Here is a 12,762-nt window from a genome sequence, read left to right on the forward strand (position 1 = left end):
TCCACTCAAAACCTCGGAATATCCGGAAACGCCACTTGCCCGCGATGCACATGCATGCGGCCCAGCTCGGCGCAGCGGCGAAGCTGCGGGAAGACCTTGCCGGGGTTAAGCAGATGGTTGGGATCGAAAGCGCATTTGACGCGCATCTGCTGGTCGAGGTCGATCTGGTTGAACATTTCAGGCATCAGGTCGCGCTTCTCGACGCCGACGCCGTGCTCGCCGGTCAGCACGCCGCCGACCTCGACGCAAAGCCGCAATATGTCGGCGCCGAAGCTTTCCGCCTTGTCGAGCTCGCCCGGCACATTGGCGTCGTAGAGGATCAGCGGATGCAGATTGCCGTCGCCGGCGTGGAAGACGTTGGCGACGCCGAGGCCATATTTCTCCGACAGGTCGCGCATGCCGGCGAGCACGCGCGGCAGTTCCTTGCGCGGAATGGTGCCGTCCATGCAGTAATAGTCGGGCGAGATGCGGCCGACCGCCGGGAACGCCGCCTTGCGTCCGGCCCAGAAGCTCAGCCGCTCCTGCTCGGACTGCGAGATGCGGCAGGTGGTCGAGCCGTTCTTGTAGGCGATAGCCTCCACGAGGCCGATCAAATGGTCGACCTCGACACTCGGACCGTCGAGCTCGACGATCAGCAGCGCCTCGACGTCGAGCGGGTAGCCGGCATGGACGAAATCTTCCGCCGCGTGGATCGCCGGGCGGTCCATCATCTCCATGCCGCCGGGGATGATGCCGGCGCCGATGATGTCGGCGACGCACTGGCCGCCCTCTTCGCTGGTCGGAAAGCCGATCAGCAGCGCGCGCGCCGTCTCCGGCTTCTTCAGGATGCGCACCGTCACCTCGGTAACGACGCCGAGCAGGCCTTCGGAACCGGTCATGACGCCGAGCAGGTCATAGCCTTCCTGGTCGAGATGGCTGCCGCCAAGGCGCACCACCTCGCCGTTCATCAGCACCATCTCGATGCCCAGCACATTGTTGGCGGTGAGCCCGTATTTCAGGCAATGCACGCCGCCGGAGTTTTCGGCGACATTGCCGCCGATCGAGCAGGCGATCTGGGAGGATGGATCGGGGGCATAATAAAAGCCCTCCTGCTCGACGGCGGTGGTGATGCCGAGATTGGTGACGCCCGGCTGGGCGACGACGATGCGGTTGGGATAGTCGATCTCCAGGATGCGGTTGAAGCGGCTCATCACCAGCAGCACCGCGTCCTCCAACGGCAGCGCACCGCCGGAAAGCGAGGTGCCGGAGCCGCGCGGCACAACGCGGATGTTGCGGTCGTTACAGTATTTCAGCACGCGCGACACCTGCGCCACCGTTTCCGGCAGCACCACGACCAGCGGCAGCTGCCGGTAGGCGGTGAGGCCGTCGCTCTCGAAGGCGCGCATTTCATTGGCCGTGTCGACGACCCCCTCGCCCGGCACGATGATGCGCATGTCGGCGACGATCTCGGCGCGCCGGCGCATCGTCTCGGCGTCTGGCTTGGGCATGGCTAGGCCGGACATCGGGCGGGCCTCATCTCGCTTGACTGGTCAAAATCTTTTACCAGCCTGACAGTTTCGTTGCAAACGCTGCTTTGGTTGCATCCGATGGCAAGCGTAGCCGTGAGCTTCCGCAGCGGCAATCTGCCGCTGGCTTTCTCCCCCCTTGAGGGCCTGCCAGGGGGAGGCTACTCCCCCGGATGTCTGGCCGGTTCGGAGTGCATCCTGCGCACGCGGCGCACGCCCCACCAGACGAGCAGGATGGCGACCGGCACAGACGCCGCGGTGACGATTTCGGGCGCGAAAGCGTGGCCGAAGATCGAGGCCCCCTTGGCGACATAGCCGATGAGGCCGACGACATAATAGGACACGGCGGCGACGGAGAGGCCTTCGACGGTCTGCTGCAGGCGCAGTTGCAGCCGGGCGCGATTGTTCATAGAAGCCAGCAGGTCGCGGTTCTGCTTTTCGACCTCGACGTCGACCCAGGTGCGCAGCAGCGTGGTGGCGCGGGTGAGTTTTCGCGACAGGTTGGCCTGGCGCTCTTCGACCGAACGGCAGGTGCGCATGGCCGGCGCCATGCGCCGCAGTAGGAAACCCGCCCAGGTATCGTAGCCCTGCACCGGCTCTTCATCCAGCGCCTCAAGCCTTTCGGTGACGATGCCGTCATAGGCGCGGCTGGCGCCGAAACGGTAGAGGCTGGACGCGGCGTCGGCCTCCAGCTCGGCGGCGAGTTCGGTCAGGCCGGCGAGCAAGGTCTGGCTGTCGCGTGTTTCGACGCCTTTCATTTCCAGCGTCGTCTGCGCCAGGCGATCCTCGATGCGGCGGGCACGGCCGGACAGCGTCAACGCCAGCGGCAGGCCGAGCATGGCAAGCGTCCGGTAGTTCTCGATGTCGATCAGCCGCTGCGACAAGGCACCGGTACTGGCCGGCGTCAGGCCGCGATCGAGCACCAGCATCCGGGTCAGGCCGTCACCGTCCTGGCGGAAATCGGTGATGATGGCGGCCGCGCCCCGCTCGACCAGGGAATAACACAGGCTGGTCGGGTCGAAGCCGGCGATCAGCTTTTCGCTCGCCTGCGTCCATTTGCGGATCTCGAGGCGGATGCCGGAAATCACCGCGCCCGGGGGCGAGAAGCCGTTGCCGAAGGGCGAATCCTCCTGGCCCCGGCCGTTCTCGGCCAGCGGCCCTTCCCAGAGATAGGTCGAGAATTCCGTATGCCGCTCCCAGCGCAGCGTCCCCTTGCCCCACTTCATGGCGTGATGGCGCGCGTAGCGCTCGGGCGCGGCGATGCCCAGCCGCCGCGACAGTTCCGAAAGCACGGCATGGTCGACCGCGGTGCCGCCCTCGGTCATGAAGGAAAGCTGGATGAGCACGCGCGGTTTTTCGATCAGCGGGTGCGGACGAGCATGGACCTCGCCCAATGCGCCCGGTCGCCCTTCATGCGCCGGAAAACCCATCACGCTGCCCTGGGCGCGCGGCTGGAATTCGAGACTGGACATCTCGTCGGACACGGCTGGTCCCCCTGTTTTCGACCCTTCGTGCAACCCGGTCGTCTTGCGGCAATCGGCAAGACGCGTAAACAACAAATATTAGCAGCCGGAGACGCCGGCGCGCGGCGAGCGATTCGACCGGGTTGGACGAATTGGATAAATAATTTGACCAGTTGGCGACAGAGGCTTTAACCTGCGCGACATCCATCCCGTTCCCAGGCGCCTTCCGTTGAGCGACATTTTCTCCAGGATCGAGCATTCGCGCACCGCCGACGAGGTGGTGCAGCAGATCGAGAGCCTGATCCTCGAAGGCGTGCTGCGCACCGGCGACCGGCTGCCCGGCGAGCGCGAGCTGGCGCGCCAGTTCGACGTGTCGCGGCCGATCCTGCGCGATGCGCTGAAGGCGCTGGAATCCCGCGGCCTGCTGACGACGCGACCAGGCGGCGGCACGCATGTCGCCGACGTCATCGGCCAGCTCTTCACCAAGCCGGTGACGGACCTCATTTCAACGCACCGCAAGGCGGTGACCGACTATCTGGAGTACCGGCGCGAGATCGAAGCGGTGGCGGCCGAATATGCGGCGCGCCGGGCAACGCCGGAGGATCTGGCCTTGCTGGACCGCATCATGGCGCGCATGGACGAGGCGCACCGGACCGGCGACTTCGATGACGAGGCGGAAATCGACGTCGAGTTCCATCATGCGGTGTGCGAATGCGCGCACAACATCATCCTCTTGCACACGCTGCGTTCCTGCTACCGGCTGCTGTCGGAAGGTGTGTTCCAAAACAGGCTTCTGGTCTTCAACGTTCCCGGCGCGCGCGAAGCGCTGCTTGACCAGCACAGCGCCATCCACACCGCGATCAAAGCCGGCGATCCCGTCGCGGCGCGCAAAGCGGCGATGGAGCACATCACCTATGTCGAGCGCTCGATGGCGGAAGCCGAGCGTAGCGGCGACTGGCAGCGTGTATCCAGGTTGCGCCTCAGGCAGCGCTCCGATGCCGGCGATATCGAACCCACACGCAAACGCTCCTAGCCATCAGCGGGGAACCTGTCATGAGCGAAATCCTCACCATCGCCGACCTCAAGGACCTGGCACGCCGCAGGGTGCCGAAGATGTTCTTCGACTATGCCGATTCCGGCGCCTGGACGGAGAGCACCTACCGGGCCAACGAAGAGGATTTCGGCAAGATAAAATTCCGCCAGCGCGTGCTGGTCGACATGAGCAACCGCTCGCTGGAATCGACCATGATCGGCCAGAAGGTGGCGATGCCGGTGGCGCTCGCGCCGACCGGGCTTACCGGCATGCAGCACGCCGACGGCGAGATGCTGGCGGCTCAGGCGGCGGAAGAGTTCGGGGTGCCGTTCACGCTGTCCACCATGAGCATCTGCTCGATCGAGGATGTCGCCTCGGTTACCAGTAAACCGTTCTGGTTCCAGCTCTATGTGCTGCGCGACAAGGATTTCGTGCTCGACCTCATCGATCGCGCCAAGGCTGCGAAATGCTCGGCGCTGGTGCTGACGCTCGACCTGCAGATCCTCGGCCAGCGCCACAAGGATGTGCGCAACGGACTTTCGGCGCCGCCCAAGATGACGCTTGCCAACATCGTCGATCTGGCCCTCAAGCCGCGCTGGTGCCTGGGGATCGCCGGCACAAAGCGCCGCACCTTCCGCAACATCGTCGGCCACGCCAAGGGGGTCGGCGACGTCTCCTCGCTGTCGTCCTGGACGACAGAGCAATTCGATCCGCATCTGTCGTGGAAGGACGTCGCCTGGATCAAGGAGCGCTGGGGCGGCAAGCTCATCCTGAAAGGCATCCTCGACAAGGAGGACGCGCTGATGGCCGCCGAGACCGGCGCCGACGCGATCGTGGTCTCCAACCATGGCGGGCGTCAGCTCGACGGCGCAGCCTCCTCGATCTCGGTGCTGGAAGAAATCGCCGATGCGGTCGGTGACAGGATCGAAGTCCATATGGACGGCGGCATCCGCTCCGGCCAGGACGTGCTCAAGGCGCTCTGCCTCGGCGCCAAGGGCACCTATATCGGCAGGCCCTTTCTCTACGGCCTCGGCGCGATGGGTAAGGACGGCGTCACCAAGGCGCTCGAAATCATCCGCAAGGAAATGGACATCACGCTGGCGCTGTGCGGCAAGCGCCTCGTCACCGACATGGGCAAGGAGCAATTGCGACGCTAGGATGTTCTTCATCGGTCGGCATTAGCCTCGCGGCAGCACCCTTACCGAAAAGACGCCCACCGTGACCGAAACCGGCATCCATTATCTCGACGCAAGCGGGCCTGACGGCATGCGACTCTACGCCATCGGCGATGTGCATGGGCGTCATGACCTGCTCGCCGCCATGCACCAGCACATCGAGAGCGAGTTGGAATATGCGCCCGCGTCCGACTGGCGCATCATCCATCTCGGCGACTATGTCGACCGCGGGCCGGACTCCAGAGGCGTCATCGATTTCCTGATCGAGGCGCAAAAACGCGACGCTCGCAACATCATGCTCGCCGGCAACCACGATATCGGCATGCTCGAATTTCTTGCCGATGCCGAGCCGGACGGCCTGTTCATGAACTACGGCGGCGTACAGACGGCGCAGTCCTATGGCGTGGATCTTGCGCGCGATGCCCATTGGTTCGGCAAGGCGGAAACCGTGCGGCGGGGACACGCGGCCCTGGTGAAAGCCGTGCCGCGCGGCCATGTCGACTTCCTGCGCTCGCTCGTCTTTTCGGTGACCTTCGGCGATTTCTTCTTCTGCCACGCAGGCATCCGCCCTGGTGTGCCGCTCGACAAACAAAGCCAGCAGGACCTGATCTGGATCCGTGACGCCTTCCACGACCATCCAGGGCTTTTTTCAAAAGTGATCGTGCATGGGCATACACCCGTCCCGGAAGCCGAGGTGATGGCCAACCGGGTCAATGTCGACACGCTTGCCTGGAAATCGGGAATGCTGAGCGCGCTTGCCGTCAATGGCGGCGACAAACGCATCCTGACCGTCCAGGGACAAGCGATCTAGACGCTGTCCCAGCACAGGGCGTGTTTCCGATTTTGGTCGAGGCTTAGTTCAGTTCAGCGAGGCGGTGACGCCATAGCCGTCGACGGCCCGGTGGTTGGTCGCTGCGTCGGCGGCATAAATGCCCAGGCCACAGAGCACGATGGCAGACAGCATGACAAAAGACAGGAGAGCTGCTTTCACGGACGTCATCTCTGGTTAAGCTTTCTGCATCTGGGCACGAGGCGGTTACCAATGCGTTGAAACGGTAAAATGCGTCTCAATGTTTCGACGATTTCGCGCTTCTAAGCAGATTCTGTATCGCCGGTGTGTCGGCTGGATCACACAAAAGGTTCATGGCGGTTGCACCGACGATACAAAGCGCGCCCTCTTAGGCGAGCGGACGGACACAAACCAAGGATGAAGAGCGTTTTCCCCAGAGGGAAGCGCTGAGGCGTGCCAATTATGCCACGCCCCGGCCGATGACGGGTTCGATGCTCAGATAGTCGCTACCCAGGCGCGGGCGATCGCCAGGCCGGCGGCGTCGGCGTCGGGGCCGTTACGGGCCAGCTCGTCGTCGAGCCGGTCGTTCCAGTCGGGATGTCGCTCGGCGATCATTGCCGCGAAGGACGTGCTCCAGTCGCGCACCATCGGCGTGTCCGCCTCGAAATGAAACTGGAACCCGTAGACGGCGCGACCGAGGCGGAACGCCTGGTTTTCGGCGACCGCGCTGCCAGCCAGCCGCACGGCGTTCTCCGGCAGGCTGAACGTGTCGTCATGCCATTCGAAGATCGGAAATTTTTCGGGCAGCGCCGCCAGCACCGGGTCCGACTTCGCCACCTGCGTCAGCGACACCTTATGCCAGCCGAACTCGGTGGCGCCGCCGATCTGGTTCTTGCCGCCGAAAGCGCGCGCCAGAAGCTGGCTGCCGAGGCAGATGCCAAGCACCGAGCGATCCTTGCCGGCGAAATCGCGCGTCAGGTCGATCAGGGCGGGGAAGTAGGGACATATCTCGTCGTCGAGCGCGTTCTGGGCGCCGCCAAGCACCACTATGGCATCATGCTCGGTGCTGTCTCCGGGCAAGGCCTCGCCGCGATAGGGTTTTCGCAAATCAATGTCGGCGCCGGCTTCCACAAGGGCCGCGCCTATCTGGCCGAGGCCCTCATTGTCGAAATTCTGGACAACCAAAACCCGCATTGAAAACCTGCTGACATGAAAACACCGGGGTGAGCGATATCATACGGCCCGTATTTCAGCCTAGATGCGCAGCCGAAGAGAAAGCTATGCCACTGCAGAACCGGGTCGATCCCTTCGGCGCCATCCATGCCGTGCCGGAGCGCGGCCTTTTCACCGGCAATCGCGGCATCATCCACGACCCCGAAACCAGGACGCTGCTGAAGAAGCGCTGGGCCTTGCCGGCCTGGATCATCTGCGTGTGCCAGTTCCGCAATGTGCGGCGCGAACCGATGGGCCGCAACCGGCCAGGAGGAAAAGCCGGCTGGACCGAGCTGTTCTTCCTCGACGAAGTGACGGCATTGGCCGCCGGTCACCGACCCTGCTTCTTCTGCCGGCGTGAACGGGCAACCGACTTCGTCGGGCGCTTCGGTCGTGCCTTTGGAATCGCCGAGCCGCGCGCGCCGATCGTCGATAAAAGGCTGCATAAGGAGCGTTTGGCGTCGGGTGGTCGCGCGACAAGCTGCACTTCGCTCGCAGACCTGCCGGATGGCACGATGATCTCTTCAGGCGGCAGACCTTACGCGTTGCGCAATGGTGCCGCGCTGCCATGGAGCTTCGCAGGTTACGGACCGGCAATCCGTCCAGGCGCGCCGGAGCTCGCCGATCCGCTTGTAATCACGCCTCCGACGACCGTGGCCGTGCTTCGCCAGGGGTATCTTCCAGTTTGGGCAGGTTGAACGGGAGCCTTTATTTCAGTTCCGCTTGCGTCACAACGGAGACTGCCGGCAGATCGTAGTAGTCGCCGGCGGACTGCGGATATAACTGGCTTTCCATCTTCAGGCCGGTCTTGCCGTCAATGGTTCCGGCCCAGATCGATAGCAGCGGGCTCCCGATCCGGCGCCAGAACAAGTTGCCACCGCATACCGAGCAGAACCCCCGCTCGGCGTGATCGGACGATTTGAACCAGCGCAAACTGTTGCCGGTGATAGTCGCCCGTGCCTGCTCGACCTGGGTGGCGGCGGCATAGTGACCGCTGGCTTTTCGGCATTGGTTGCAATGACACGCAACCACGGGACGCAGTTCGCCGCTCAATTCATATCTGATGGCGCCGCACAGGCAGCCGCCACGCGTAATCTTGTCCATCGGCAATCTCCCGGAACGTCGCATTGCCTCAACTTGCGCGAGCGGACGGCGAAGGGCCGTCGTTATTGCGACCGGCTTGTCGTTTTTTCCGCACGCCAGCGCATGGCTTGACGCCGAAGTTCGCCTCGCCCATTGCTCGGCCATGCGCGCCAACTACAAAATGCAGCGGCTGTTTGTGCCGGGCAATCTCGGACCCGGACTCGAATTCGACGCCGGACAGCAGCAAAGTCACTATCTTGTCCATGTGCTGCGGCTCGGCGAAGGCGCCGAAGTCCTGCTTTTCAACGGACGCGACGGCGAATGGTCGGCTTTGATCGCCGCCAGGTCCAGGAAGGCGGTGCGGCTGAGGGTGTTGGAATTGCAGCGGCCGCAGCCGCCGCTGCCCGACCTCGTCTATTGCTTCGCGCCGCTCAAGCAGGGACGGCTCGATTACCTTGTGCAGAAAGCGGTCGAGATGGGCGCGGGCGTGCTGCAGCCGGTCATCACCCAACACACGCAGGTGGCAAAACCCGGCATCGAGCGGCTGCGCGCCAATGTCGTCGAAGCGGCCGAGCAATGCGGCATACTGGCGGTGCCGGATGTGCGGGAAGCGGAGAAGCTCGAACGGCTGCTCGCCAACTGGGACAAGGAGCGACGGCTGATCTTCTGCGACGAGGACGCCTCGACCAACAATCCGCTGCCGGCCTTGCAGTCGGTCAAAGAGAAAAAGCTTGCGCTGCTGGTCGGTCCGGAAGGCGGATTTTCCGACGATGAGCGCAAGATGCTCAGGGCCTTGCCTTTCGTCACCGCCATCCCGCTCGGGCCGCGCATCCTGCGCGCCGACACGGCCGCGGTGGCCGCGCTGGCCGCGATCCAGGCGACGATCGGCGACTGGTAGGATCTTCCCTTCTCCCACAGGTGGAGAAGGAAGAGCCGCCGCCGTTCAAATCCACTTGACCTCTGGCTCACGATTTTTCGCTTGATCGCCTACTGACATTTCGTCCATCTAGCGCCGGCGGTCGACTGACCGCTGCGGAGGGCTGACCATGGCGCGCGACACAACCGATTTCCAGCCCGTCGAGGGCGTCGACGAACTCGTCGGCTATCTGGCCGAAGGCAACAAGCCGCGCGACAAATGGCGCATCGGCACCGAGCACGAGAAGTTCCCCTTCTATGTCGACGGCAACGCGCCGGTGCCCTATGGCGGCGAGCACGGCATCCGCGCCATCCTGGAAGGCATGCAGCAAAAGCTGGGCTGGGATCCGATCATGGATGCCGGCCGCATCATCGGCCTTGTCGAGCCGACGGGCCAGGGCGCGATCTCGCTGGAGCCCGGCGGTCAGTTCGAGCTGTCCGGCGCGCCGCTGGAGTCGATCCACCAGACTTGCCGCGAGGGCAACGCGCATCTGGCGCAGGTGCGCGAGATCGCCGAGCCGATGGGCATCCGCTTCCTCGGCCTTGGCGGCAGCCCGAAATGGTCGCTGGCCGAGACGCCGAAAATGCCGAAGTCGCGCTACGAGATCATGACGCGCTACATGCCGAAGGTCGGCACCAAGGGCCTCGACATGATGTACCGCACCTGCACGATCCAGGTGAACCTCGACTTCGAGAGCGAGACCGACATGCGCCGCAAGATGCAGGTGTCGCTGAAGTTGCAGCCGCTCTCGACGGCGCTGTTTGCCAACTCGCCCTTCACCGAGAGCCGGCCGAACGGGCTGCAGAGCTGGCGCGGCGACATATGGCGCGATACCGACAACCAGCGCTCCGGCATGCTCGAATTCTGTTTCTCACCCGATTTCGGCTTCGCCGACTATGTCGAATGGGCGCTCGACGTGCCGATGTATTTTGTCATCCGCGACGGCCGCTATCACGACATGACGCACATCACCTTCCGCCAGTTCATGGCGGGCGCCGCCCGCAATGAAATACCGGACGGATTGCCGACGATGGGCGACTGGGCCAATCATCTGTCGACGCTGTTCCCCGACGTGCGGCTGAAGCGCTTCCTCGAAATGCGCGGCGCCGACGGCGGGCCGTGGCGGCGCATCTGCGCCCTGCCGGCCTTCTGGGTCGGGCTGCTTTATGACGAGCAGGCGCTGGACGCGGCCGAGGCGCTGACGGCGAGCTGGACCTATGAGGAGGCGCTGGCGATGCGCAACTCCGTGCCGGAGCAAGGCATTGCGGCGCCGTTTCGCAACGCCACCTTGCGCGACGTCGCCCGCGACGTGCTCGCCATCTCGCGCATGGGCCTGAAGAACCGCTGCAAGAAGAACCGCGACGGCTATGACGAGACGTCGTTCCTCAACACGCTCGACGAGGTCGTGGCGCGCGGCACGACCAGCGCCGAGGAGATGCTGTCGGCCTACCACACGCGCTGGGGCGGCTCGATTGAGCCGGTGTTCATGGAGTATGCCTATTAACCGTCCGGCATCCGCGTGACGGTGGCGCGGCGAAAGCCGCTTCAATCAGGAATGGAAACGAACTAGGTTTCTTCCACGAGGATGTTCTCGGAGGAGATGCCAATGCCTTCCTTGTTCGACATATTCGCCCAAGCGCAGAACGGCGCCGGCATGCAGGCACTGGCCCAGCAATATGGGCTTTCGATGCAGCAGACGCAGGCCGCGGTCCAGGCGCTTCTACCCGCCTTCTCGCAAGGACTGCAGCGCAACACCGCCGATCCGTACGGGATGGGCGCCTTCATGACGGCGATGGCGAGCGGCCAGCACGCCAAGTATTTCGAGGACGCAACCAGAGCCTTTTCGCCGCAAGGCATCGATGAGGGCAACGGCATTCTCGGCCATCTGTTCGGCTCGAAAGACCTGTCGCGCGCCGTGGCCGGTCAGGCCGCGCAGGCGACGGGACTGAGCCAGCAGGTGCTGCAGCAGATGCTGCCGGCCATGGCCTCTATGATGATGGGCGGGCTGTTCAAGCAGACCAACAATCAGATGCAGGCCGCCGGCGGTTTCGGCGGCGGCAATCCGCTCGGCGAGATCATCGAGCAGATGATGCGACAGGGCGGCGGCGCGCCGGCGCCGCAGACGCGCCAGGCGCCGCAACCGGCGCCCAATCCCTATGGCGAGAACCCGCTCGGCAAAGTGCTGCAGGACATGTTCGGCGGCGGCGCGCCGCAGCAGCCAAGCCAACCGCAGCAAACGCCCAATCCTTACGGCGACAACCCGCTCGGCAAGGTGCTGCAGGACATGTTCGGCGGCGGCGCCGCGCAGCCGCAGGGCCAGCCGCAGCAAACGCAGCCACAACAGACGCAAAGCCCCTATGGCGACAACCCGCTCGGCAAGATCTTCGAAGAGATGCTGCGCCAGGGCGGTGGCGGTTTCGGCCTGCCCGGCGGTCAGCTGGCGCCGCAGCCGCAACAGCGCCAACCGCAGCAGAGCGCGCCGCAACAGCCGCAGACCAACCCGAGCGGCCGGCCGCGAAACCCGTTCGACGACATCTTCGGCAAGATGTTCGAGACCGGCGCGCAGCAGCGCGACGAATATGAAAAGAACGTCGGGACGATCTTCGACCAGTTCAAGCGCGACATGGACCGGCGGTAGCGCCGATCTTGAGCAAAAGGCTGGAGCAAATGCGCCGCAATCCTCGCGGCGACTGGTCGATACAAGACGTCAAGGCGGTTTGTGACGAAGCCGGTGTCCAATGCGCGCCGCCCAGATCGGGCGGCTCGCACTACAAGGTCTCCCACTCCGCGATCACCGACATTCTGACGGTGCCTTTCAAACGCCCAATCAAACCCGTATATATTCGAAAACTCGTGTCGTTCATCGACGAGGCAAAAAGACATGACGGACAGACTTGAATATCCGGTCGTCATTTCGCCGCTTGCGGCTGAAGACGGAGGCGGGTTTTCGGCCGTTGTTCCGGACCTTCCGGGTTGTATGAGCGATGGTGAAACACCTGAGGAAGCCATCGCGAATGTGCAGGATGCGATTGCATCCTGGATAGAAGCAGCTCACGAACTTGGTCGATCGGTACCAAGACCGTCACGAAAGTTGGCCTTCGCGTGATTGCCTAAAAAAATGCCCGGTCCTGGAGGAGAACCGGGCAATGTGCAGGCGGGCCGGCGGGGAACCGGCAGGGAGTGTGGGAGCCTGCATGAAGCTTGGTCGCGCCGAACCTGGCAAAGGTTCACGGCGACCGAAAAGCTGTGTTCAACCGACCTTGCGGGCGAGATCCTCGATCGTGTCGGCGCGCTCGCTGGCGATGGCACGCAGCTTAACCGTCGGATCGCGGCCGAACGGCACGTTGGCGACGTGGAGGTCGGCACGGGTGAGGCCGATATCGGCAAGCTCGGCATCCGACATTTCGCCAAGGCGGTAGAAGGCGCGGCGGTTTTTCCAGGCGCGATAGGCGTTGGCGAGAGCATTGACCACAAGCGTCGCAACGGCCGGACGCGTGGTGATGCGCGGGGTCTCGGAGGCGAATTCAATCGTAGCCATGTCAGTCTCCTTCGGAGTCGGGCGGACGAAACCAGGCAAACGGCGCC

At 64.0% G+C, this 12,762-nt stretch carries 15 protein-coding genes; 9 read left to right on the plus strand and 6 right to left on the minus strand.

Annotation, left to right across the window (positions count from 1 at the left end; translation table 11 throughout):
* Positions 1-5 precede the first annotated feature (5 nt).
* Together AC0L2L_RS22870 and AC0L2L_RS22875 are read right to left on the minus strand one after the other, a co-directional pair.
* Positions 6-1,502 carry an FAD-linked oxidase C-terminal domain-containing protein gene (locus AC0L2L_RS22870; RefSeq protein ID WP_473581366.1) on the minus strand — a complete coding sequence of 499 codons (1,497 nt, stop codon included), beginning with the start codon at positions 1,500-1,502 and terminating at the stop codon, positions 6-8.
* 164 nt (positions 1,503-1,666) lie between these two features.
* Entirely contained in the window at positions 1,667-2,989 is a 1,323-nt protein-coding gene (locus tag AC0L2L_RS22875; RefSeq protein WP_473581368.1) for a DUF3422 family protein, read from the minus strand.
* A gap of 208 nt (positions 2,990-3,197) precedes the next feature.
* Here AC0L2L_RS22875 and AC0L2L_RS22880 point away from each other — a divergent pair, with 208 nt between their 5' ends.
* The 3 genes from AC0L2L_RS22880 to AC0L2L_RS22890 all read left to right on the plus strand — a co-directional run bounded on the left by AC0L2L_RS22880 (position 3,198) and on the right by AC0L2L_RS22890 (position 5,987).
* A complete protein-coding gene (locus AC0L2L_RS22880; RefSeq protein WP_473581370.1) occupies positions 3,198-4,001 on the plus strand; it encodes an FCD domain-containing protein in 804 nt (267 codons plus the stop codon).
* 20 nt (positions 4,002-4,021) lie between these two features.
* The gene (locus AC0L2L_RS22885; RefSeq protein ID WP_473581372.1) at positions 4,022-5,158 is read left to right on the plus strand and encodes an alpha-hydroxy acid oxidase; all 1,137 of its coding nucleotides are present in this window, start codon (positions 4,022-4,024) and stop codon (positions 5,156-5,158) included.
* 61 nt (positions 5,159-5,219) lie between these two features.
* Complete coding sequence (locus tag AC0L2L_RS22890; RefSeq protein WP_473581374.1) at positions 5,220-5,987, plus strand: metallophosphoesterase; 768 nt, start codon at positions 5,220-5,222, stop codon at positions 5,985-5,987.
* Between the two features lie 48 nt (positions 5,988-6,035).
* Here AC0L2L_RS22890 and AC0L2L_RS22895 read toward each other — a convergent pair whose 3' ends face one another.
* The gene (locus AC0L2L_RS22895; RefSeq protein WP_263481599.1) at positions 6,036-6,167 is read right to left on the minus strand and encodes a hypothetical protein; all 132 of its coding nucleotides are present in this window, start codon (positions 6,165-6,167) and stop codon (positions 6,036-6,038) included.
* Positions 6,168-6,461: 294 nt separating this feature from the next.
* Positions 6,462-7,160 (minus strand): type 1 glutamine amidotransferase, encoded by a 699-nt coding sequence (locus AC0L2L_RS22900; RefSeq protein ID WP_473581375.1) that lies wholly within the window; start codon positions 7,158-7,160, stop codon positions 6,462-6,464.
* An 86-nt stretch (positions 7,161-7,246) separates the two neighbouring features.
* Here AC0L2L_RS22900 and AC0L2L_RS22905 point away from each other — a divergent pair, with 86 nt between their 5' ends.
* A complete protein-coding gene (locus AC0L2L_RS22905) occupies positions 7,247-7,876 on the plus strand; it encodes a hypothetical protein (RefSeq protein WP_473581376.1) in 630 nt (209 codons plus the stop codon).
* 10 nt (positions 7,877-7,886) lie between these two features.
* Here the strand turns inward: AC0L2L_RS22905 and AC0L2L_RS22910 are convergent, their stop codons facing one another.
* The gene (locus AC0L2L_RS22910) at positions 7,887-8,282 is read right to left on the minus strand and encodes a GFA family protein (protein WP_473581378.1); all 396 of its coding nucleotides are present in this window, start codon (positions 8,280-8,282) and stop codon (positions 7,887-7,889) included.
* Between the two features lie 142 nt (positions 8,283-8,424).
* On the opposite strand from AC0L2L_RS22910, the gene AC0L2L_RS22915 reads away from it, so the two are divergent.
* The 5 genes from AC0L2L_RS22915 (at position 8,425) to AC0L2L_RS22935 (ending at position 12,283) form a co-directional block, all read left to right on the plus strand.
* Positions 8,425-9,159 (plus strand): 16S rRNA (uracil(1498)-N(3))-methyltransferase, encoded by a 735-nt coding sequence (locus AC0L2L_RS22915; RefSeq protein ID WP_473581530.1) that lies wholly within the window; start codon positions 8,425-8,427, stop codon positions 9,157-9,159.
* Positions 9,160-9,307: 148 nt separating this feature from the next.
* Positions 9,308-10,681, plus strand: a complete 1,374-nt coding sequence (locus AC0L2L_RS22920; protein WP_473581379.1) for a glutamate--cysteine ligase — start codon at positions 9,308-9,310, stop codon at positions 10,679-10,681.
* A 102-nt stretch (positions 10,682-10,783) separates the two neighbouring features.
* Complete coding sequence (locus AC0L2L_RS22925) at positions 10,784-11,815, plus strand: DUF937 domain-containing protein (protein ID WP_473581381.1); 1,032 nt, start codon at positions 10,784-10,786, stop codon at positions 11,813-11,815.
* 29 nt (positions 11,816-11,844) lie between these two features.
* The gene (locus tag AC0L2L_RS22930) at positions 11,845-12,075 is read left to right on the plus strand and encodes a type II toxin-antitoxin system HicA family toxin (RefSeq protein ID WP_473581383.1); all 231 of its coding nucleotides are present in this window, start codon (positions 11,845-11,847) and stop codon (positions 12,073-12,075) included.
* Positions 12,059-12,283, plus strand: a complete 225-nt coding sequence (locus tag AC0L2L_RS22935; protein ID WP_473581385.1) for a type II toxin-antitoxin system HicB family antitoxin — start codon at positions 12,059-12,061, stop codon at positions 12,281-12,283. Before AC0L2L_RS22930 ends, AC0L2L_RS22935 begins: the two co-directional genes overlap by 17 nt.
* A gap of 144 nt (positions 12,284-12,427) precedes the next feature.
* Here the strand turns inward: AC0L2L_RS22935 and AC0L2L_RS22940 are convergent, their stop codons facing one another.
* Positions 12,428-12,715 carry a DUF1127 domain-containing protein gene (locus AC0L2L_RS22940; protein WP_473581387.1) on the minus strand — a complete coding sequence of 96 codons (288 nt, stop codon included), beginning with the start codon at positions 12,713-12,715 and terminating at the stop codon, positions 12,428-12,430.
* Between the last annotated feature and the right edge of the window lie 47 nt (positions 12,716-12,762).

The organism is Mesorhizobium sp. WSM4832 (assembly GCF_055811115.1).

What these genes read in the sequence shown, in the direction of transcription:
- AC0L2L_RS22870 (WP_473581366.1), bottom strand. Translation starts at nt 1,502, where the DNA reads ATGTCCGGCCTAGCCATGCCCAAGCCAGACGCCGAGACGATGCGCCGG.
- AC0L2L_RS22885 (WP_473581372.1), top strand. Translation starts at nt 4,022, where the DNA reads ATGAGCGAAATCCTCACCATCGCCGACCTCAAGGACCTGGCACGCCGC.
- AC0L2L_RS22900 (WP_473581375.1), bottom strand. Translation starts at nt 7,160, where the DNA reads ATGCGGGTTTTGGTTGTCCAGAATTTCGACAATGAGGGCCTCGGCCAG.
- AC0L2L_RS22905 (WP_473581376.1), top strand. Translation starts at nt 7,247, where the DNA reads ATGCCACTGCAGAACCGGGTCGATCCCTTCGGCGCCATCCATGCCGTG.
- AC0L2L_RS22910 (WP_473581378.1), bottom strand. Translation starts at nt 8,282, where the DNA reads ATGGACAAGATTACGCGTGGCGGCTGCCTGTGCGGCGCCATCAGATAT.
- AC0L2L_RS22915 (WP_473581530.1), top strand. Translation starts at nt 8,425, where the DNA reads ATGCGCGCCAACTACAAAATGCAGCGGCTGTTTGTGCCGGGCAATCTC.
- AC0L2L_RS22920 (WP_473581379.1), top strand. Translation starts at nt 9,308, where the DNA reads ATGGCGCGCGACACAACCGATTTCCAGCCCGTCGAGGGCGTCGACGAA.
- AC0L2L_RS22925 (WP_473581381.1), top strand. Translation starts at nt 10,784, where the DNA reads ATGCCTTCCTTGTTCGACATATTCGCCCAAGCGCAGAACGGCGCCGGC.
- AC0L2L_RS22930 (WP_473581383.1), top strand. Translation starts at nt 11,845, where the DNA reads ATGCGCCGCAATCCTCGCGGCGACTGGTCGATACAAGACGTCAAGGCG.
- AC0L2L_RS22935 (WP_473581385.1), top strand. Translation starts at nt 12,059, where the DNA reads ATGACGGACAGACTTGAATATCCGGTCGTCATTTCGCCGCTTGCGGCT.
- AC0L2L_RS22940 (WP_473581387.1), bottom strand. Translation starts at nt 12,715, where the DNA reads ATGGCTACGATTGAATTCGCCTCCGAGACCCCGCGCATCACCACGCGT.